The sequence below is a fragment of the Echinicola sp. 20G genome (assembly GCF_015533855.1).
Classification (GTDB): domain Bacteria; phylum Bacteroidota; class Bacteroidia; order Cytophagales; family Cyclobacteriaceae; genus Echinicola.
The window spans coordinates 3,480,058-3,500,220 of sequence record NZ_AP024154.1; the positions used below are offsets into that span (position 1 = coordinate 3,480,058).

At 36.4% G+C, this 20,163-nt stretch carries 19 protein-coding genes; 3 read left to right on the forward strand and 16 right to left on the reverse strand.

Annotation, left to right across the window (positions count from 1 at the left end):
- Positions 1-60 precede the first annotated feature (60 nt).
- Positions 61-2,019, forward strand: a complete 1,959-nt coding sequence (gene gyrB / locus JL001_RS14285; protein WP_200977175.1) for a DNA topoisomerase (ATP-hydrolyzing) subunit B — start codon at positions 61-63, stop codon at positions 2,017-2,019.
- Between the two features lie 121 nt (positions 2,020-2,140).
- Positions 2,141-4,270, forward strand: coding sequence for a polyphosphate kinase 1 (gene ppk1, locus JL001_RS14290; protein WP_200977177.1), 2,130 nt, complete (start codon positions 2,141-2,143; stop codon positions 4,268-4,270).
- 54 nt (positions 4,271-4,324) lie between these two features.
- Here ppk1 and JL001_RS14295 read toward each other — a convergent pair whose 3' ends face one another.
- The 5 genes from JL001_RS14295 to JL001_RS14315 form a co-directional block, all read right to left on the reverse strand.
- Positions 4,325-5,212 (reverse strand): Ppx/GppA phosphatase family protein, encoded by an 888-nt coding sequence (locus JL001_RS14295; RefSeq protein ID WP_200977180.1) that lies wholly within the window; start codon positions 5,210-5,212, stop codon positions 4,325-4,327.
- A 114-nt stretch (positions 5,213-5,326) separates the two neighbouring features.
- Positions 5,327-5,536, reverse strand: coding sequence for a hypothetical protein (locus JL001_RS14300; RefSeq protein WP_200977183.1), 210 nt, complete (start codon positions 5,534-5,536; stop codon positions 5,327-5,329).
- 87 nt (positions 5,537-5,623) lie between these two features.
- Positions 5,624-6,619, reverse strand: coding sequence for a TerC/Alx family metal homeostasis membrane protein (locus JL001_RS14305; RefSeq protein ID WP_200977193.1), 996 nt, complete (start codon positions 6,617-6,619; stop codon positions 5,624-5,626).
- A gap of 55 nt (positions 6,620-6,674) precedes the next feature.
- Entirely contained in the window at positions 6,675-8,456 is a 1,782-nt protein-coding gene (locus JL001_RS14310; RefSeq protein WP_200977196.1) for an SLC13 family permease, read from the reverse strand.
- 3 nt (positions 8,457-8,459) lie between these two features.
- On the reverse strand, positions 8,460-8,735 hold the full coding sequence (locus JL001_RS14315; protein ID WP_200977197.1) for a DUF202 domain-containing protein: 276 nt from the start codon (positions 8,733-8,735) through the stop codon (positions 8,460-8,462).
- Positions 8,736-8,795: 60 nt separating this feature from the next.
- Between JL001_RS14315 and JL001_RS14320 the strand changes: the two genes are divergently transcribed.
- Positions 8,796-9,695, forward strand: coding sequence for a DUF3078 domain-containing protein (locus JL001_RS14320; RefSeq protein ID WP_200977201.1), 900 nt, complete (start codon positions 8,796-8,798; stop codon positions 9,693-9,695).
- 149 nt (positions 9,696-9,844) lie between these two features.
- Here the strand turns inward: JL001_RS14320 and JL001_RS14325 are convergent, their stop codons facing one another.
- From JL001_RS14325 to JL001_RS14375, 11 genes are all read right to left on the reverse strand, one after another.
- The gene (locus tag JL001_RS14325; RefSeq protein WP_200977203.1) at positions 9,845-10,765 is read right to left on the reverse strand and encodes a patatin family protein; all 921 of its coding nucleotides are present in this window, start codon (positions 10,763-10,765) and stop codon (positions 9,845-9,847) included.
- A 99-nt stretch (positions 10,766-10,864) separates the two neighbouring features.
- The gene (locus JL001_RS14330; protein WP_200977205.1) at positions 10,865-12,385 is read right to left on the reverse strand and encodes a DUF4301 family protein; all 1,521 of its coding nucleotides are present in this window, start codon (positions 12,383-12,385) and stop codon (positions 10,865-10,867) included.
- A gap of 217 nt (positions 12,386-12,602) precedes the next feature.
- Positions 12,603-13,466, reverse strand: coding sequence for an esterase family protein (locus JL001_RS14335; RefSeq protein ID WP_200977207.1), 864 nt, complete (start codon positions 13,464-13,466; stop codon positions 12,603-12,605).
- 17 nt (positions 13,467-13,483) lie between these two features.
- The gene (locus JL001_RS14340; RefSeq protein ID WP_200977209.1) at positions 13,484-14,380 is read right to left on the reverse strand and encodes an ATP-binding protein; all 897 of its coding nucleotides are present in this window, start codon (positions 14,378-14,380) and stop codon (positions 13,484-13,486) included.
- A complete protein-coding gene (locus JL001_RS14345; protein WP_200977217.1) occupies positions 14,373-14,759 on the reverse strand; it encodes an STAS/SEC14 domain-containing protein in 387 nt (128 codons plus the stop codon). The genes JL001_RS14340 and JL001_RS14345 overlap by 8 nt, the downstream gene beginning before the upstream one ends.
- A gap of 494 nt (positions 14,760-15,253) precedes the next feature.
- Positions 15,254-15,661 (reverse strand): hypothetical protein, encoded by a 408-nt coding sequence (locus tag JL001_RS14350; RefSeq protein WP_200977219.1) that lies wholly within the window; start codon positions 15,659-15,661, stop codon positions 15,254-15,256.
- 164 nt (positions 15,662-15,825) lie between these two features.
- Positions 15,826-17,322: an FAD-binding protein gene (locus JL001_RS14355; RefSeq protein ID WP_200977221.1), complete on the reverse strand. Its 1,497-nt coding sequence runs from the start codon at positions 17,320-17,322 to the stop codon at positions 15,826-15,828.
- Positions 17,323-17,522: 200 nt separating this feature from the next.
- The gene (locus JL001_RS14360; protein WP_192011395.1) at positions 17,523-17,723 is read right to left on the reverse strand and encodes a helix-turn-helix transcriptional regulator; all 201 of its coding nucleotides are present in this window, start codon (positions 17,721-17,723) and stop codon (positions 17,523-17,525) included.
- A complete protein-coding gene (locus tag JL001_RS14365; RefSeq protein WP_200977223.1) occupies positions 17,723-18,178 on the reverse strand; it encodes a hypothetical protein in 456 nt (151 codons plus the stop codon). The genes JL001_RS14360 and JL001_RS14365 overlap by 1 nt, the downstream gene beginning before the upstream one ends.
- Positions 18,179-18,293: 115 nt before the next feature.
- Positions 18,294-19,226, reverse strand: coding sequence for a polysaccharide deacetylase family protein (locus tag JL001_RS14370; RefSeq protein ID WP_200977231.1), 933 nt, complete (start codon positions 19,224-19,226; stop codon positions 18,294-18,296).
- Positions 19,227-19,244: 18 nt separating this feature from the next.
- Positions 19,245-20,111 (reverse strand): peroxiredoxin, encoded by an 867-nt coding sequence (locus JL001_RS14375; RefSeq protein WP_200977233.1) that lies wholly within the window; start codon positions 20,109-20,111, stop codon positions 19,245-19,247.
- Positions 20,112-20,163: the final 52 nt, after the last annotated feature.

Here is a 20,163-nt window from a genome sequence, read left to right on the forward strand (position 1 = left end):
GTTGAAAGTTAAAATGAAGCTAGAGGAATTATTCCTCTTTATTCTTTTATAAATCCTATTATGAGTAAAGAACAAGAGTCGAATTTAGGGGATTATTCCGCAGGGAATATTCAGATTTTAGAAGGTTTAGAAGCAGTAAGAAAAAGGCCGGCCATGTATATCGGTGATGTAGGGATCAAGGGCCTGCATCATTTGATATGGGAAGTTGTTGATAACTCAATAGATGAAGCGTTGGCTGGACATTGTGATACCATTCATGTGACCGTATTGGAGGATAACTCTGTGATGGTGCAGGATAATGGTAGAGGGATTCCGACCGATATGCATGAAAAAGAGCAACGTTCAGCTTTGGAAGTTGTTATGACCGTATTGCACGCTGGAGGTAAGTTTGATAAGGATACTTACAAAGTGTCCGGTGGACTTCATGGTGTTGGGGTTTCCTGTGTGAATGCCTTGTCCACCATGCTGAAAGCTACTGTTCACCGTAATGGGAAAGTATTTGAACAAGAATATTCAAGAGGGGTTCCTCAGACCGAGGTCAAAGAAATAGGTACTACTGATAAAAGGGGAACTACCATTCACTTCAAGCCTGATGGTGAGATTTTTACTGTATTGGAATATAAATACGATACAATCGCAACTCGTCTGAGAGAAATGGCCTTCCTAAATGCAGGAATTAGGATTTTCCTAGAAGATATGCGTGAGTTGGATGATGATGGAAAACCAAAGTCTGATGAGTTTTTCTCTGAGGGAGGTTTGGTGGAGTTTGTTCAGTATTTGGATGAAACCAAGGAAAAGATCATCGCAGAACCTATTTATATAGAATCTGAGAAAAATGGTGTGCCAGTTCAGGTGGCCATGAGCTATAATTCCTCATTCTCTGAAAATGTGGTTTCATATGTCAATACCATCAATACCTATGAAGGAGGAACTCACGTTTCTGGTTTCAGAAGAGCATTAACCAGAACCTTGAAGAGCTATGCTGACAAGTCTGGAATGCTAGATAAAGTAAAAATAGATGTTTCTGGTGATGACTTTAGAGAAGGATTGACAGCTGTTATTTCTGTAAAGGTAGCCGAGCCGCAATTTGAAGGTCAGACCAAAACCAAATTGGGTAACTCAGAGGTGGTAAGTGCAGTGGACAGTTCTGTTTCTGAGGTCTTACAATACTGGTTAGAGGAGCATCCGAAAGAAGCTAAGATTATTGTTGGCAAAGTTGTGTTGGCTGCTCAAGCGAGGCATGCAGCTAGAAAAGCCAGAGAGATGGTGCAGCGTAAGAATGTTCTTGGTGGAGGTGGTCTTCCAGGAAAGCTTGCCGATTGTGCCAATACGAATCCAGAAGTTTGTGAACTATACTTGGTGGAAGGGGACTCTGCAGGTGGTTCTGCCAAGCAAGGACGAGATAGGGATTTCCAGGCTATTTTACCACTAAAAGGTAAAATATTGAATGTTGAAAAAGCTCATGAACATAAGATTTATGATAATGATGAGATCAAAAACATTTTAACTGCTTTGGGGGTTAAGTTTGGTACCGCGGATGATGAAAAGGAGTTGGATCTTACCAATTTACGTTATCACAAAATTGTGATCATGACGGATGCCGATATTGACGGTTCGCATATCAGGACTTTGATCTTGACGCTTTTCTTCCGTTATATGAGATCATTGATAGAAAATGGTTACGTTTATATCGCCTTGCCTCCATTATATCTCCTTAGAAAAGGAAAAGATGAGCGTTATTGCTGGACAGAAGACGAGAGAGCAAAGTTGACAAGAGAAATGGCCGGTGACGGTAAGTTAGAGAGTGTTGGTATACAGCGTTACAAAGGTCTTGGTGAAATGAACCCAGAACAATTATGGACTACAACCATGGATCCGGAATCCCGTACTTTAAAGCAAGTAACCATTGAGTCAGCAGCTGAGGCGGATCACCTGTTCAGCATGTTGATGGGAGATGAAGTAGCTCCTCGAAGAGAGTTCATTGAGAAGAATGCAAAGTACGCCAAAATTGATACCTGATTGTATATTAAAATAACGGTAACTAAGGGGCATTAAGCCCCTTTTTTGCTTATATTATGAATTCATTTTGGAACCTCTTTTAAGTTCAATTTTATTAAGTTTTGGATTTTGAATTATGGAAATGGAAGTTATTCAAAGAGATAAATTCGAGAGTAAAATAGATGGAAGTGATTTGGTCAGCAGAGACCTAAGTTGGATAAAATTCAATTTTCGAGTTTTGGATCAGTCCAAGAAGCAAAGCAGGACAATTTTTGAAAAGTTGAAATTTTTAGCCATCACTGCCTCCAACCTTGATGAGTTTTTTATGATCAGGGTGGGTTCATTGTATAATTACCTTGATTATGATAAAGAAAGGATAGATTATTCCGGGTTAAGGGAAGAACCTTTCAAAGAAAAGCTAATGCTTGACTCTCAGGATTTTCATGAGCAGCAACATGAACACTTTATCAATAATATCTTGCCAAGTACCAGGGAGTCTGGTTTTATCTTAAGCAATGTCAAAAATTTGGAAGATGAGGAACAGGAATATATAAAAGAGTATTTTTTTAAGGCAGTTTATCCAATGCTCACACCAATGGTGTTTGATGGATACCATACCTTTCCCATTTTGATGAACAAACTGTTGATTTTTGGGGTAGTGACTATCAATCCGGGAGATAAAAAAGATAATCGAAAACTGTCATTTGTTCAGATTCCATCCAATATTCCTAGGTTTTTTGAAATCGAAAGGGATGAGGAGATGATTTTTGTGCCTATTGAGGAAGTGATCAGAGAGCATATTGTTTCTTTGTTTAGAAATGTCATTATCGAGTCCATCAACCTTTTTAGAATTACCAGAAATGGTGATTTTACTTTGGAAGAAACAGAGGATATGGATTCGAACTTCCTGGAAGAGGTAAAACGTAAGCTTAATGAGCGAAAAACTGGCAGGGTAGTAAGGGTCGAAATTGAGGAGGGGTACAGTAAGTGGATGATGAATTTGCTTAAGGACAGGTGGAATATCCAAAAAGACAGTGTTTTCAAAGTCAAAAAGGAAAGCATGCTGGACTTTACCAGTTTTTGGCAAATCATAGGAAATAGGAGATTTAAGGATAGGATTCCACAGACACCGGTAACAGTCCCTCCTTTAAGCTATCCTCAAGCTGGGGTACAGGGAAGTCAAGATATCTTTCAGGTGCTCAAACAGAAGGATGTATTGCTACATCATCCATATAATAATATGGAGCCAATTTTGGAACTGTTGAACAAGGCGGCCGAAGACCCGAATGTCATGGCCATTAAAATGACAATTTACAGGTTGGCGAAGCACTCACGCATCACAACTGCCTTACTGAAAGCAGCAGAAAACGGAAAGCACGTATCAGTGCTGTTTGAAGTGAAGGCTAGGTTTGATGAAGAAAACAATATGCAAGAAGCCAAGAAGCTTCAGAAAGCAGGATGTTTTGTGATCTATGGGGTCAGTAATTTTAAAACCCATACAAAGCTTATGTTGATCGTGAAAAAAGACGAAAACAAGGTTACAAGGTTTGTGCACTTAGGATCCGGAAATTATAACGAAGATACCTCAAAGCTGTATACTGATTTAGGTTTGCTGACTACTAATGAAGTTTTGGCTAATGATGTTTCTGAATTTTTTAATGTAATTACAGGACATTCAATGCCTTCTTCCTATAAAAACTTGATTACTGCACCACAGGGAATGAGAAGTGGTCTGATCAATTTTATAGAGTGCGAAGCAGAACATGCCCGTCAAGGTTTGCCTTGTGGAATATTTATTAAGGTGAACAGCCTTGAGGACAGTGAAACCATTCATGCACTTTACAGGGCGTCTCAAAGTGGCGTGCCTATTAAGTTAATTATAAGAGGGATATGTTGTCTGCGGCCTGGAAGAAAAGGACTAAGTGAGAATATTGAGGTTTATTCTATAGTGGGTGATTTTCTGGAGCATTCAAGAATTTACCATTTTCATAATAATGGTGACTTAAGAACTTATGCAGGAAGTGCCGATATGATGGTGAGGAGTTTTGAGAAAAGACTTGAATCACTGTTTAGGGTTCAAGATCCATTCTTAGAAAAGCAATTGATGAACATCTTAGCTTATAACCTTAAGGATAATGTCAATGCTTATATGATGCAGGAGGATGGGACTTATGTGGCTAAAAGCCCTCAAAATGATGAAGTTGAATTCAACATTCATAAAGAGTTTTTTACCATTACTCCGGATATTGTCGAAAATGTAAAGTTGATTTAAAGCAATCGGTAAATCAAGAAGGCCGGGCATTCATATTGACCGGCCTTCTTGATTTTATAATATTAGCTTTGCTTTGTTTTTATCATAGAGAATATTCATTACTCCATCTTTTAGCCCTACATCAGGGACAATCATTCTTGTTGAATTGGCAGCTTCCATTGCGGATAAATAAATGTAAGATGCTGGAACGATCACATCAGCCCTGTCTGGATTAAGGTTGAGTTTATTTACCCTTTCTTCATAGCTAAACCCTTCCAAATAAGCTTGAACCTCTTTTATTTTAGCAATGTCCAAGTATCTTTTATTTTTTCTTGGATTAGATAGCTCAAAAATTTTATTGATATTTCCCCCGGTTCCAATGCAGGTAATTCGATGTTTTTTATCGATGTTCTCTTGAATAAACGCCCTCATAGCCTTCCATACTTTAGGCGAGTCCTTATGGTCCAAAGCACGAACTGAACCAATTTTGAAAGACCTACTAGCTATTTTTTTTCTGTCTTGGTAAATGTTTAGCTCAGTACTGCCACCACCTACATCCACGTGTAAATAAGGCTTATGGTCGATATAGTTCCAAAGTGCCACATTGATTAGGTCAGCTTCTTTGTTTCCGTCAATTATCTGGATTTTAAGCCCCAAATCTTGTTTTACCTCTTGGGCAATATCTTTTCCGTTTTCGGATTCCCTCATAGCAGAAGTAGCGCAGACCATATAATCATCCACTTCGTACAAATCAATCAACAATTTATAGGCTTTCATCAGTTTAATGAACTTTCTTCTATTAATATCACTGATCCTGTTGGTATGGAATACATCCTTTCCAAGTCTAAGAGGAAACCTTACATATTCTAGTTTTTTAAAATTAACCTGATTTTCGTAATGAGTTACATGGGTGATTTGTAGTCTTATGGCATTTGACCCAATGTCTACGGCTGCTAGCTTCAAACTGTTTTAGGTTTTTGGTGGTTGATTGTAAATTCAGTTTAGTAGTAATTAAAAAACATCAATTACACTATGTAAAAATAAAATAAAAAAGAGGCATTTTTAATGCCCCTATGGTTATTTTTTACGCGAAATGGCGAATACAATGATGCCCGCGACAATAGATATACCACCAGCATATGGTGGCCAGTTAACTGATTTTTCTTTTTCCGCACTTACTTGAAGTGGACCTGCGTCTATAACTGTCTCTTCTGTAGTAAATGAAAAACCGGTAATGATGAACATCACAATACCTACTAAGACTAAAACAATCCCTAAAGTTTTCATATCAATAAAGTTGGTTATCCAAATTTTCTTGCAAAAAACCTACCAAATAGTAAAGAGATGTTAAGTAACAAAGTGGACTTTACCAGACTATCTAATATTGTTTTTGGATAAACTTCTTTGCTGCTTATACTTTTTGATGGAGAAGACCATACATATAATTAGAACTCCACCAACAATGCCAAGAGAAAGTGTACTAGGGATGTGGTAAATGGAAGAAAGGACCATCTTTGCCCCTATGAAAACCAAGATAAATGCCAATCCATATTTTAAATAAGCAAACATGTCAAAGGCACTTGCGAGAAGAAAATATAATGCACGAAGGCCAAGGATTGCGAATATGTTTGAAGTGTATAAAATGACTGGGTCGTTTGAAACAGCAAAAATGGCTGGGATAGAATCAACTGCAAATAATAAATCTGTGAATTCAACAACAGCCACAACTACCAGTAGTTGGGTCGCAAAACTTTTGCCATCGATCCTAATGAAGAATTTTTCACCATTGAATTTCGGGTAAACTCTGAATAATTTATGAATGAATTGAGTTCCCAATGATTTTGAAAAATCTTCTGATTCTTCATCTTCCTGATGCCATGATTTCCAGCCAGCATAAATCAAAAATACTCCAAAAAGGGTCATCACAACATTGATTTTGATTTCTATGCCAGCAAAAGTGAACGCAGGTAAATAGCTTATGCCTATTAGCGTTACACCAAAAAATATAAAAATGGCCCGCATCAATACTGCCCCAATAATTCCATAGAATAGGACTTTGTGTTGATAGGCATCGGGTACTTTGAAAAATCTAAATACCATAATGAACACAAATAAGTTGTCTACACTTAAGGCTTTTTCGATCAAAAAGGCAGTATAATACTGTGTAGCCTTTTCACCTCCTAGACTAAAATATATGTAGAGGCCAAAAAGCAAACCAATGCTGATCCAAATGATTGACCATATCATTGCTTCTTTGATTTTGACCTTATGAGCTGTCTTATTGAAAACCAAAAGGTCTGTTAAGAGCAACGATATAATTAAGATGCCAAATATAATGAGGGTAGTTCCCTCTTCTTTGATGTATTCCAATTCTCCAGAAATTAAAGCACAAAGCTATCAAAAATATTACATGAAGTATAACAGCCTAGAAGGGAAAGAATATAGGAATGCATAGGGTGGCAATGATCCAATATAAAAGGTTCAGCGGTGTACCCACTTTTAGATAATCTGAGAATTTGTAATTTCCAGGCGTATAGATCATGGTATTTGTTTGATAACCCATGGGAGTCATAAAGCTAAGAGATGCTCCAAAAGTAACAGCCATTAGGAAGGGGCGGTCGCTCACTTCAAGAGAAGCTGCGATCGAAATAGCTATAGGAGCTAACAAGGCAGCGGTGGCATTATTGGACATAATATTGGTGGCCAAAAAAGTAACCGCAAAAACTACACTCAAAATTACCCTAGGACCAAAATCGCCCATTTGATTCACAAGGGTTTCCGCAAGGAGATTGGCAGCTCCCGTTTTTTCTAAGGCAGTTCCCATGGATAGAATTCCAGCAAGCATAAAAAGTACTTTCCAATCAACGGATCTATAGGCCTCTTCAGTACTAATTGCTTTCATTATAATCAATAAAACTACCCCGCAAATAGCAGCTACTGGAATAGGAAGCACATTGATTGCTGCTAAAGTGATTACTGATACAACTATAAAAAGTGTCAATGCAATTTTTTTCCAATTTACCCTAGGACTATTGTCTTCAGATATGATTAATAGGTTTTCCCCACCTTTAATTTGACCTACAACTTCTTCATCTCCTCTTACTAAGAGTACATCACCAGCTGAAATTTTGGTATGCTTGAGTTTTTTAAAAAGAATGTCATTTCTGTGCCGAATTGCCAAGACTGTAAGACCAGGATAAGTAGCACGGAAATCAAAAGATTTGACGGTGTTATTGATGAGGTTGGAATTGGGTGGTACCACCATTTCATACAATTTATAACCCTGAGATTTAAAATCTTCATCTTTGAGTTTCAAATCTATTTTCAATTCAATTCCAGGGATATTACGTATTTGGGTCAACGTGTCTTTATCACAACTTACCCTGATGGTGTCATTGGCGCGGATGACAGTATATTTATAGGCATTGATGATTTCCCCACTTTCTCGAATGATTTGGATGGGGTCTACATTGTAATCATTGAAAAACTTTGAGGTTTTAATGGACGTACCAATATCTTCGAACTTTTTGGTGACAAAGATTTCGGTGATATAATCCCCCATGTCAAAAGTTTCTGAAATTTCCCTTGAAGGCAACCTGCTTGGCGTAAGCCATTTTCCTATGGTCATCATATAGGTAATACCTGAAATGAGAAAAAGAATGCCCATTCCACTCATTTCAAAAATGCCAAAAGGCTTGACTCCATGGCTTTGTGCGATTCCACTTACAAGTATGTTCGTACTGGTCCCCAAAAGGGTACAGACTCCTCCCATCAATGAACCAAAGGATAAAGGCATGAGTAATTTTGATGGAGGTATTTTAGTGTCTTTGGCAATTTTAAGTACCGTAGGCATCAGCAAGGCCACCACAGCTGTATCGTTAATGAACGCTGAGAGAATCCCAGAAAAAATCATTAAGGTGAGCAAAAAGAGAAATTCGTTTTTTCTGCTCATCCTAAGGAAAATGATATTAATGCTGTTCAGTGACCCCGTTTTAAAAACAGCAGCACTGATGACAAACATGGCACCGACAGTAATGGTGGCAGGGTTACTAAAACCGGCAACACCCTCTTCAAAATTCAGGATGCCTGTGACCATAAAAGTGATCATCACTAAAATGGATATGGTATCAATGGATAATTTCTCGGTAAGGAAAAGAACCATTGCCACAGCAATAATGACCAATACCGTAATGATTTCTGGCGTCATGAATTACATTTTAGCGTAATGACCTTTTTTTATTTTTCTTTTTATGCTAATAAAATTGGTGAAACCCATCACTAAAAAGATAAAACTAATAATAAAGGAAATATAACCGAACTCTTTGATATTAGCTAGATCTTCTACTTTTACCAAAGCCGTGCCACTTACCAAAAAATAAAGACTAGTCCTTATATAGGACAATAAAGTTCTGTCATTGGCTAGCTTGGTTCTCTGACGAGCTAAATAATCTCTTACGATTAATTCATTTTCAGATTCTTTTTCCATAATTTTGGAGGATAATATTCTATCAATTTCATAATAAATCTATTAAAAATGCTTTTTTCTATGAAGAAATTTTTAGCTATTCTATTGCCCATTTTAACTATCTCTGTTTTTTCTTATGCACAAGACGAGGTAGATAGTTTAACACAAACAACGAAAGATACCACCTATTGGTCCAAGGAGTTTTCAGCTGGCCTTAATTTCAACCAAGCAGCATTTAGTAGTAATTGGAGTGCTGGTGGGGTTAATTCAGTGGCCTTAGGGTCAATTGTCGCAGGAAAAGCCAACTACGCCAAAGAGCGTTGGACCTGGGATAATGAAATGGAACTGCTTTACGGGATAGTTAAAAATGAAGGAGAAGAAAGTAGAAAGTCAAATGACAGGATATTTTTGGATTCTAAAGTAGGGTATAAACTTTCTAAAAATTGGGGAACCTATTTCTCGGCTAACTTTTTGACTCAGTTTGCTGATGGGTATGATTATGACGAAGACCCTAGGACACTTATTTCAGGGTTTATGTCTCCAGGTTATTTGACCACTTCCTTGGGTATCGAATATAAGCCCAATGATGAGTTTAATTTAAGAATTGGTCCTTTTTCACCCAGATGGACTTTTGTGACAGACGAATCAATCTCAGACAATGTGGAGGATAATTATGGGGTTCCAATAGGGCAGACTGTTAGAACAGAATGGTTGGCGCTTCAGATTTTCGCTCAATGGGATAAAGATATAGCGGAGAATTTCAATATTAAGACGCGCTATCAAATGTACGCGAACTACGAAACATTCTCTTTTAAAAATATTGATCACAGATTGGATGTGACTTTGACTGCCAAAATTACAGAAATAATCAGTGTGACCTTTACGAGTATTAACCTGTATGATATAGATCAGGATTCTGATATTCAGTATAGCCAAGGTTTGTCGCTTGGATTGCTTTATAAAGTGAGCAACAAAAAATAGCGGATAACATACCTTTTTAATTAATTATTTTGAATATTGGTGAAATTTACTATTTTTGTTTAACTGTGGTAGTTAAATAATAGTTGGTTTAGTTTTCAAATAAAGAGCAGAGAATTTTTCTCTGCTTTTTTGTTTTGTAATTGATTGATTTATAGGTTTTTGTATGGTATTGGTTCTATGCATTTACAAACAGGATCAAAACTTTTGGCAAAGTTGTACCCTTCTTCCCACCATGTCTTCATTTCTTCTGGGTTAAATATCAGTGAATTTTCTGTCAAGGATTTTGGAGGGTAATAAAAATTTAGTTTGACTTGATTTTCGGAACCATGCAGCTTACCAATTGTGATATCATCATTGGAAATTTGGTTCAGCATAAAGTCAAATGTGCGTGTTGTTAATTCCATTGCATTTTTGGTGGGCCTTTTGGCTGATCTTGGTTGATTCGTTTTGAGCACTATTATGTCCAATTCCGTAGCACCCCGTCGAATAGATTCTGAAATGGGAACTAGATCGGCCATACCACCATCTGCATATTCCATGTTGTTTTTTTCGAGGAGACTCATAAAGGGAACCATGTTCGAAGAGGCCCATATCCAGTCACAGAAATCGTCATAATTTGATTCTTTGATGGATTTATATTCTACTTGATTGGTGCTAAGATTGGAGACGGTTACCACAATATCTGAGTGATTAGCCTTCATTTTGTGGAAGTCTCTTTTACTTATATTTTTCTTAATTAGCTTAAGTAGGTTATGGCTGTCTCCGAATGTTTTGGTTCCTCTAATAAAAAGCTTCACTATTCCCCAGTGATTAATTCTGGTTTTATACTTGTTATTTTCTTTAGCGATGATAAAGGGACATGTGCTAAATATATCTTCTTGTCTGACTGAAGTATATAACTTTTTGATTTTATCTATTTCATCAATAGCCAGATGAGGAATCAATAAGCTACCTGTTGAGGTACCAACAAACAGGTCATACTTAAATTGACATTCTTTAATAAGGAATTCCGCAATACCTCCTGCAAAAGCGCCTTTGCTTCCTCCTCCAGAAATCACTAATGCTCGCATACTATGGGTTAAATGAATTTTTATAAACGCTAAAATGCCCACAGCTGTTTAGAAAAAACGGCAGATGGGCATTTATTAAGTGTATAAAACTTTAAAAGCTTATTGATGTTGCTCTCTAAGGAGATCGTTGATCGTTTTTACTGGATTAAAAGTTTCTAGCGGGACTTCCACAAAAATTGAGTTCCAATCAGCCATAGATCCATTCCAGAGCCCTGGCAATTCTTGGGCTTTTAAGTCTTTACCATTCTTTGACTTGAAGGTGATAAAACCAGTGGAAGGGTCTCTATATTTAAGTAGATCAAACTTTTCTCCCTTATAATTCTTCACTCCACAAACTAGGTCTGTAGGATTAAAATGAGTAGATGATTTCAAGATATTGGCATGTTTTTTATCCTCAAGATCCAACTGTGCAGTTTCCCCGATCTGTAAAGAAACAGAACCATCGCTATCTCTTACCCAAAATGGGCCTCCACCCGGCTCGCCTGTGTTTTCTACCATTCCACATACACGAAGAGGTCTGTCTAGCTTACTTTTTAAATATTGAACTTTATCAATATCCTCCAAACTACTAAAGTTATGGGGTAACCTTTGACCAAGTTTATTTTCAAGAAAAGCAGAAGCTGTACTAATGTTGTCAGGACTAGGAGACTCTTCAAGATTTGAAAGAATAGAAAATAGTTTTTCCTGCGTTTCAAGAAGGATGCTGGCAATCGCTATTTTGTACTTTCGGGTAATTTCTTTAAGGTGGTCAGGTACGACATTGTCAATATTTTTTATAAAAATAAGATCTCCATCTACTTCATTAAGGTTTTCTAAAAGAGCGCCATGTCCTGCAGGTCTAAAAAGGATTTCACCATTTTCTTCAATAAAAGGAGTATTGTCCATATTGACAGCAATGGTATCAGTTGATTTCTTTTGTTGGGAAAAACTAACTTCGAAATCAATCTTAAACTTATCACTTAGAAGCTTCTTTAGGTAGTTTACCTTGTCTTCAAAGCGGTCTTGATGCTCTGGGGAGACCGTGAAATGGAGCCTTACCGTATTGCCTTTACCCAAGCCGTATTGAATTCCCTCTGTAAAGTGCTCATAAACCGGAGTTCTGCTTCCATCATCATATCTATGAAACTTTAACAAACCTTTCGGAAGATTGCCGTATCCCAATCCTTTGTCATCCAATAACCATGAGATTATGGTTGCATATTCCTCTTTCTCAATAAGGGTATGGATGTTAAGGTTGTTTTCTAAAAGTTTTGCTTCTAAATCCTCATAAAAAGCAAACGAATTCAGCTTTGAGATAAATTTTTTTACAAAGGGATTATTATCTAAACTTTTATCTTCAGCACTTAAATAGGAAAACAGATCTTTGAACATTCTAGTTGCTGCACCACTGGCGGGTACGAATTTTACTATTTCCTTTTCAGCACATTTGCTGGGATATTCTTTAAGATACCTTTCAATCTCGTCATCAGTGACTGTCTGAATACCATTGCCAATAGCAGCAGCTTCCTCAATTGTTAAGGCAGGGAAGCCATTAATAAAATTGCTAATTTGCTCTTCTACCTTTTCTACATTCATGCCCTGAAGGCTGATCTGTTCTTTGACTGCTTCCTCAATCGTCATACTTAAAAATTTTAAAATTATATTATGTTATTTTCAGTAAAAGGTGATTACTTTTTAAAATTAATGATTTTATGAATTCTAACAAGAATAAAAGTGTAAAATGTATGTTAAAAAATGAATTATAAATATATTTTTTTGTCTTTTGATTTAAGTGGTTAGAGTTGAAACATTTTAATACAAGTTACAATGAAAATATTTTATTGAAAAGGAGGAGGCTTCAATATTGGTGGAAGGCCTGAGAAACAAACTCCAGTACAGTTGGTAAGGATTGTCTCCAATAGGACCAAGAGTGACTTCCGTCTCTGATTCTAAACTCGTGGGGGATTTCTTTTTTTCTCATTGCGATATGTACCAAACTATTGCCTTCATAAAGGAAGTCGTCGTCACCGCAGTCAATATACCATCTCACTGATTTTTTTTTGTCATCAGGAATCTTTTCTATCAAGGATAATGCATTATGATTTTCAAAGTAGGAGGTAAGTTGTTCATCAGAGAAGTTCTTTGTATCCATTCTCTGTTTCATTTGCTCCAAAGATAGAGGGCCTATGTAAGCACTTAATGGAGCTGCTGAAGAAAATAATTCCGGATGGTGGAGAGCATACATAAATGTTGCACCGCCACCCATTGATAGACCTGAAACAGCTCTATACCTTTTTTCTCCTTTGATTCTATATTCTTTCTCAACATGAGGCATAAGTTCCTGAAAGAAAAAATCTTCATAGTTCCAATTGCCATCTATCTGGTTGAAGTATCCTCTAACACCCGTATCAGCATCTGGCATCACAATGATCATAGGAGTAGCTTGTCCAGATTTGATGGCTTCATCAGCAATAAGCAAAACTTCACCAAATTGAACCCATCCAGTATGATCGTCACCAGCGCCATGAAGTAAATACAATACTGGGTAGCTTCTTTCAGATATCTCATAATCAGGGGGGAGGTAAAGGGCGTACTTTCTTTCTCCACCAAGAATTTCACTTTTTAGACTTAAATTATCATATACTTTACCCGATTGGGCCAAGAGGGATGAGGTTATCCCCCAAGTAAGCAGACTGAATGTCAAAAGAACTTTGTATTTCATGTTGGGAAGGGTTTATGTCATTTTAATTTAAGAGTATGCTTAGATGATTTTTCTTGTTTTGACAGGGTGGTTTTTTGGATAGTGAAGAAAAACTTTGAGCCTTCTCCCAATGAGGATTCAACCCATATCTCACCATTCATTTCCATTATAATTTTCTTTACTATGGATAGTCCAATTCCTGTACTCTCTTCATTGATTGACTGGAGATTTTCAAACAGATCAAAGATAGATTTCATGTTTTGTTTTCCAATTCCAGGACCATTGTCTTGAACACAAATCATGTAATCAAAAGCTCTTTCTTTACAAAAAATAGAAATTTCACAAACTTCTTTATCATTGAATTTAATGGCATTGCTGATCAGGTTGCTCAGTATCTGGATTAGAGCAGATTCATTATAGACCAACTTGGGCATATCTGCTTCGATACTAAAACGGATTTCTTTTTTTAGAATATACTCTCGTGCCAGTTTAGTACAAATTTCATTCAAATCAATTGCAGTCATGGTGATATTAGTAGCATTGGATTTGGAATACTTTAATATTCCTTTAATCATACTTCTTGTTCTATCATTTATGCTTTTTAAAATTTCAATGTATTCATTAAGCTCTTGATTATTATACTGCTTTACTTCATCCTCAATAAGCGATATTATTCCTTTGGACGAATTGAGAGGTGATTTAATGTCATGTGCGACCGTGTAAGAAAACTTTTCAAGGTTGCTGTTTATTTCCTCTAAGTTGGATCTAATGACGATATTGTTTTCAAGTTCCTCACTTAACATGTTTAGGCCAAATGCTATGAGATTGATAGGTTCGTTCGTGATTTCTATGTCCAGTCTTCTTGAGAAGTCAAGTCTGGCCATAGCACTGATCATTTCTACCATTTCGTTTAATATTTCCTCTTTATCACTCATCGTTTAGGAAGTTTTGGAGCCAATAAATAGCTTCATTTTTATCACTAAAAAGTTTTAGAGGGAATTTCGTTTTGTTTAATCCCAAAAAGAAATTCCCAATTAGTTTTGATAACGAGGACTCTACAAGCATGGCACATGCGCTTTGAATGTTAGCTGCTTCTTCACTGGCATAATAATCACGGCATTCTTTTGACCCTCCTTTGGTCTCAGTAATGTCTACCAGCACTGGTATTTTTTTTCCGTTTGCCAATGCTTTTACAGCATTGAGGTTTTCTATGGCATCTTCGAGATTTAAGTATGAATTTGGAAACGCTTTACACTCAATAATTCCAATATCAGTTAAAATTAAATGCTCTGTTTTTGTAATAATTTCTTTCATCTCATGTATAAAGAACAGACCAATTCATGCTAATTCTATTTTCTAAGAATCACTATTAGGGATGTTGGCCCATTTCAATATTTGAAACAAGATACTTGAAAAGAGTCTTTATGCAAAGCTTTATTTATGCAAAAGAAACGCAAATTATGGTTTTTTTAAAATGAGAGTCTTGTTTGTTCTTTTTCTTATCAAGTATTTTATTAATCCGTTCTATGGTACTTGAAGTGTATTATAAATGAAATAAAAGTAAAAATGATTTTGGGTATTAGTGTTGTCGCAGGGCTTTATGGTTGCTTTGGTTTATTATTATTTAAAGCTGAAAGCAACTTGGGGCATTTATTTAGTTGTGGTTTCGGTTTAAAAGTTGTTGCATTTTAAGAGAAAAAAAAATAGTCCGCTTCATGTTAGCGGACTATTTGGAAAAGTTGAGATCGGAAAAAACCTTGTTTACTTAAAACAGTTAGTTAGAAGGGAAATTAAAAACCTTTTCTTATTTACATACCGATTAGACTCATTGCTTGCTTTAATATTTTAGGGTTGCTTGTAATAAAGCCCATCAATTTTTGGGTAAGCTCAGGGTTACTGAATACATATTCCATTAATTTTCCTTTTGCCTCAGGGTTGGATTTCAAAAAATCCACGACTTTTGCTTTGGTCTCTGGGTTCTTTTTCAGATAGTTTACTGCTTTTTCTCGAACGTCTGATTCATTATTGATCAGCTCCTCTTTAAGCTTTTCTTGTGCCTCCGGATTGTCTTGCAGGTAACTTTTCATTTCGTCTACCTCCATTGTTTCGGTTGACATCCCATCAGTCATAGTTGCAGGCTGGGAGGTGCTGCAACCAGTATATACAAACACCAAGATAATGAATATTGATTTTAGAACTGTTTTTCTCGTATTCATCTTATTTATAGTTTGTTATATACAAGTTAATCATTAATCTAGAATGCTTGACCAGGGTTTATAGAATAATGAAGCATTTTGTATTTAATTGTGTTTCAAGTGAAAAAATGAGTAGCTCATTGCCTTTTTTTTGGTATAAGCTGCTTATTATGAACATTATCTGCTCAGGTAATTTTCATTTCTTCCATAAATAAGCTGGTAAAGGTGCCTTTGGGGTTATAAATGCGCATGAGACTTCTCCACTTCTTAAGGCCTGGATGGATTTGATCTGTATCGAAATCATCTCCAATCAATAGCTTGTTGAATTTTCCCCAGTGGGGAATTCCACCATGTTCTAGCATCAGTTTCAGGCATGATTCAATGATCTCAACTTCTCCGTTACTGTCTAAAACCATTGGTGTATCTACATACACTACTTCTCTTCCAAATTCAGGTGCTATGGAAGCTTTGGAGCGCTTGACGTATCGGATACCTATAGGAGAATTATGATAAAGATTGTTTTCTTTCAAAATAGCGGCATTTTTTATCAATTCGTCTATGACAGTAATGTAGTTGTCGTCCTTGTAATCAAAGGCTACTTCACAGTCATAGGCTCTTTCTTTGATATATTCTCCACCTTGAAACAACACTTTATGAGCTGTGTTTCTATAGCCTTTGTCTTGAAGGTTTTTCAAGGCCGTCTCTATCAAGCGAGGCATTCTATCTGGATGTTTTAAGGACCACTTTTTAATAGATGTATATCCTATTGCTCCAACAATTCTGAGGTTCCCCAAAATGGTGCCGACAAGGTTTCTAAATTGATCTCCAAATTTTTTGACCAAGGGTTTACTGTATTCTATTTCATAAGTACTGATCAGGCAGGTGTGGTCCTTGGGGAATTTTCCTTTAGGAAGGATATACGGATTGATAATTATTTTTACACCCCGAAATTTGTTCAGCAATTCCCTGGAGGCTAAAATGGGTTTTACTTCAGCCCAAGGAAGAATGTAGTTTTTTTCTTTCAGCCAATATTCATGTTCAACTCGTAAAATATAAGCATAAATAATGCCGAATGCTCCTAAGCTCACCATCATGGCGTGAAACGTGTCATCATCTCGGATGATTTTGAAGTCACCATTATAGATAAGTGATTTTTTGGAGATGCCTTTTGTTCTTTCTACTTGGAGTTTCTGCCCTCCATGAGTAACAATTTGTATTGCGCGGACCATGCCGTGGATAGCAGGGACATTTATGCCAGTCCCATGAGTACCTGTGGAAATGGCTCCAGAAATGGTTTGATGGTCAATACCTCCCATATTGGTAATGGAATAGCCCAAATTGGTAAGTTCATTATTGAGTGACTTGATAGTGGTACCTGACTGAACCCAAACAAATGGTGCTTCTTGATATTTTTCTTTTAGAGTTAGTTGGGCAACTTTCCTGACTTTGTTCAGCTTTTCAGGAAGGATGAGGAAATTGTGTTCGCGAATTATGGCAACATTGGAAAAGCTATGGCCTGAGCCTACTGCTCTTACCGTTTTGTTTTCTCGTTCTGCTCTTAAAATGATTTCAGCAATTTCATCGTGATTCGTTGGTTTAAAATAATGATCAGTTCGAATGCTGTGCTTTTTTATGGTGTTTTGCCAAACTCCATTTTTGAAATTTCTGTCAAACCTAGACATGGTTAGTGTGGTTAAATGTTGAAAAAAGAAAATCAGCGTATGCGGTTTCAAGGAATGAGTCAAATACACTCTGAAAAATCCTTGTTCGAAATTGGTGGCAGTAAAAGTGGTTCTGTTTTAGTATAAGTTGCTGATTTTAATATACTTAAAAAATACCTGATTCCATAAGAATCAGGTATAAAGTGTTGCGGCGAATTGAATCAGTCTGTATCCTCAAGTTTAAAAATTTCATTCACTGTTTTTTCAAAAATCTTGGCCATCTTAAGCGCTAGGATGGTGGAAGGAACATATCTGCCTTTTTCAATTGAGTTGATGGTCTGTCTCGAGACCCCGATTTGTTTGGCAAGCTCATCTTGTGTTATATTTTTGATGGCACGCTCTACTTTGATTGTGTTTTGCATTATCTACTCAATTTCAAAAAAGTATAAAGCATAATTTGAACAATCAACATGAAGAACAGCAGTTGAAAATCTCCTAATTGAAGTAATTCATTGTTTTCTTTTTGGGAAAATAGAAACGCTACTCCAAAGTTGATGAATGGTTGGACAATGGCGTAAAATACCCCACATATAAAAGCAAATTTGTAAGACTGAGCCTTTAAGGTAATGGTCAATTCATCTTCTTCTTTGTCCTTTGAAATGGAAATCATCAATAGACCAATCAATATGAGTTTCCTGAAGACTTCTCTCACAATTTCAGTTTCTCCAACAGACATTCTGAAAATAAACAAACAGCAAAGACCGCTGATAGCTATAATCAAACCAAGGAGCTTGTACTTGTGATGTAATTGGAACCCAAAGAGTTGGTGGATTTTTTTACGTTCACACTCAATAATTTTGTTTGTAGTGTTATTCATGGTTTGTAAAGTTTAGTTGCTATATAAGTAAGTTTGCTTTACTTAATGACAAGTATACTTTACATTTTATTCAATAACAAATTTGAACATGAATTATTCTAGGATTAATAAATTTCTACTGATTCATTTCTTGAATGAAACTGGGTGTGACCGGGTCATTTTTAAAAAAGTCAGCTTTTTTACCTTGGCTTAGTGCCCATCGGTCGAGCCATGAAATCCCCCAATCTCCAAATCTGGTTTCTTTTGATTGATATGCTGGATCTTTAAGTACTTCTTCTTGGCTGACAAATTGATAACCATGTTTTTGATAGCAGTCAAGAAGTTCATCCATATATTCTGCATTGAGTAAGCTCGCATGGCAAAGTAGGATTTGGTTGATGTTTCTCTCAAATAGCGCTTGGGCAGATTGCTCAAAATAAAGGAGTTTTTCCTCCATATATTGTACATATGCTGTACCGATTTTCCTCATAAGAGATTGATCTTTGGCTTTGTAGGCTTTGGAATAGGCATAGGCAAACAAATAGTCTGCATTATCAATGGTGACAGGAGCTTCGATGTAATGATGTGTCTTCAAAAATTGGCTCAAACTATCTTTTTGAGCCTGATTAGCACCGCTTCTTAAATAGGGATGCCTGAAAAACTTTAGTTCTTTTCCGTATTCAGGTAATAGTTCTACAAGTACTTTTTGTCCTTTTAATATGTCTTTTGTGAAAGCATCAAAACCAACTTGGTGATAGTTTGGGTGAGAATAGGTGTGGTTGCCTAAGTCCATTCCATTTTCTAACCAATACTTTAAAAGCCCAAGGTCAGAATCAGTTAGTTTTCCATCATTATACAATTTAACTTCATTGACATAACCAATTGCTGGAACATTATATTTCACAAAGGTGTCAACTAATTTTTGGGTTATATTTTGCTTAAACTCGATTTCATTGATGCCATAGGTAACCGTTGGAAGGTCATCTACTGTGATGCACATTTTCTTATTTTGAGCCTGAGCCCAACTGATTGTCAATAGGGTGAGGAGAAAAAGGTTGAATTTTTTCATAAGTTGTTTAAGACTGTTTTAGTTGTTAAGTTCCTTTTGGAGGATTTCATCAACTCCTTCGATTGTTCCCATGTAAATAATACTTCCTTTCTTATTAAGGACAACAACGGTAGGGTAGACATAAATATCAAAATCATCCATGATTTTTTGAGTGCCTTGAAGCACAGGAAAGTTGTATCCTCGATCCTTTACAGAGTCAAAGGCTTGTTTGGGTTTGTCATTGGTCATGGGTCTATTAATAGCAAAAATCTCTACCGCCTGGTTATCTTTATACTGGTTATATAAGTCTTGGAGCTGCGGGAATTTTTTCCAGCATGGCCCACAACTGATAAACCAAAAATCAAGAACTACTATTTTTCCTTTTAGCGATTCATTGGATACAGTCTCTCCATCTATCCCTTTTGCTTCAAAACCAATCGTTTTTTCAATTGTCACTTTACCGGAGATATTGCCAAATTCGATAAAGTGGACCCAAGTATTGTAAAGGTTTAAATTAAGTAATAACGGAAATAGAAAAAGAAGTGTAGTATAAAGGCCTTTTCTTTTAAAATCTTTAGTAGAGAAAATTCCAGCTCCCAATATAGCAAGGAGGTAGGAAAGATAGGATGGGAATACCTTAGTAGAAAACCTAAAACTGGGACTGGTAACAAATATAAAGATGAGGACGCCAAAGAGAGATAAGAATGTAATGGCTTTGGATGAAAGGAACTTATCAAACTTTTTGTAATAAAAAGTGATGGATACAAACAATAGCACAAAGCCTAAAAGTGCTCCAAATCCCCATAGACTATAGTCTTTTGAAAGACCCAGAGTATAATCACTGATCAAAAATGCGGTTGTAAAAGTAAGTAAGCCTGTGAAAAGACTTAATATCCATTTTTTCATATTAATAAGAAATAGGGTGTATATTGACGTTACTAGCTATACGTAAAGTTGT

Excerpts from the sequence above, each read along its gene's own strand:
- gyrB (WP_200977175.1), top strand. The coding sequence starts at position 61 with ATGAGTAAAGAACAAGAGTCGAATTTAGGGGATTATTCCGCAGGGAAT.
- ppk1 (WP_200977177.1), top strand. The coding sequence starts at position 2,141 with ATGGAAGTTATTCAAAGAGATAAATTCGAGAGTAAAATAGATGGAAGT.
- JL001_RS14300 (WP_200977183.1), bottom strand. The coding sequence starts at position 5,536 with ATGAAAACTTTAGGGATTGTTTTAGTCTTAGTAGGTATTGTGATGTTC.
- JL001_RS14310 (WP_200977196.1), bottom strand. The coding sequence starts at position 8,456 with ATGACGCCAGAAATCATTACGGTATTGGTCATTATTGCTGTGGCAATG.
- JL001_RS14315 (WP_200977197.1), bottom strand. The coding sequence starts at position 8,735 with ATGGAAAAAGAATCTGAAAATGAATTAATCGTAAGAGATTATTTAGCT.
- JL001_RS14320 (WP_200977201.1), top strand. The coding sequence starts at position 8,796 with ATGAAGAAATTTTTAGCTATTCTATTGCCCATTTTAACTATCTCTGTT.
- JL001_RS14325 (WP_200977203.1), bottom strand. The coding sequence starts at position 10,765 with ATGCGAGCATTAGTGATTTCTGGAGGAGGAAGCAAAGGCGCTTTTGCA.
- JL001_RS14330 (WP_200977205.1), bottom strand. The coding sequence starts at position 12,385 with ATGACGATTGAGGAAGCAGTCAAAGAACAGATCAGCCTTCAGGGCATG.
- JL001_RS14335 (WP_200977207.1), bottom strand. The coding sequence starts at position 13,466 with ATGAAATACAAAGTTCTTTTGACATTCAGTCTGCTTACTTGGGGGATA.
- JL001_RS14340 (WP_200977209.1), bottom strand. The coding sequence starts at position 14,380 with ATGAGTGATAAAGAGGAAATATTAAACGAAATGGTAGAAATGATCAGT.
- JL001_RS14345 (WP_200977217.1), bottom strand. The coding sequence starts at position 14,759 with ATGAAAGAAATTATTACAAAAACAGAGCATTTAATTTTAACTGATATT.
- JL001_RS14350 (WP_200977219.1), bottom strand. The coding sequence starts at position 15,661 with ATGAATACGAGAAAAACAGTTCTAAAATCAATATTCATTATCTTGGTG.
- JL001_RS14355 (WP_200977221.1), bottom strand. The coding sequence starts at position 17,322 with ATGTCTAGGTTTGACAGAAATTTCAAAAATGGAGTTTGGCAAAACACC.
- JL001_RS14360 (WP_192011395.1), bottom strand. The coding sequence starts at position 17,723 with ATGCAAAACACAATCAAAGTAGAGCGTGCCATCAAAAATATAACACAA.
- JL001_RS14365 (WP_200977223.1), bottom strand. The coding sequence starts at position 18,178 with ATGAATAACACTACAAACAAAATTATTGAGTGTGAACGTAAAAAAATC.
- JL001_RS14370 (WP_200977231.1), bottom strand. The coding sequence starts at position 19,226 with ATGAAAAAATTCAACCTTTTTCTCCTCACCCTATTGACAATCAGTTGG.
- JL001_RS14375 (WP_200977233.1), bottom strand. The coding sequence starts at position 20,111 with ATGAAAAAATGGATATTAAGTCTTTTCACAGGCTTACTTACTTTTACA.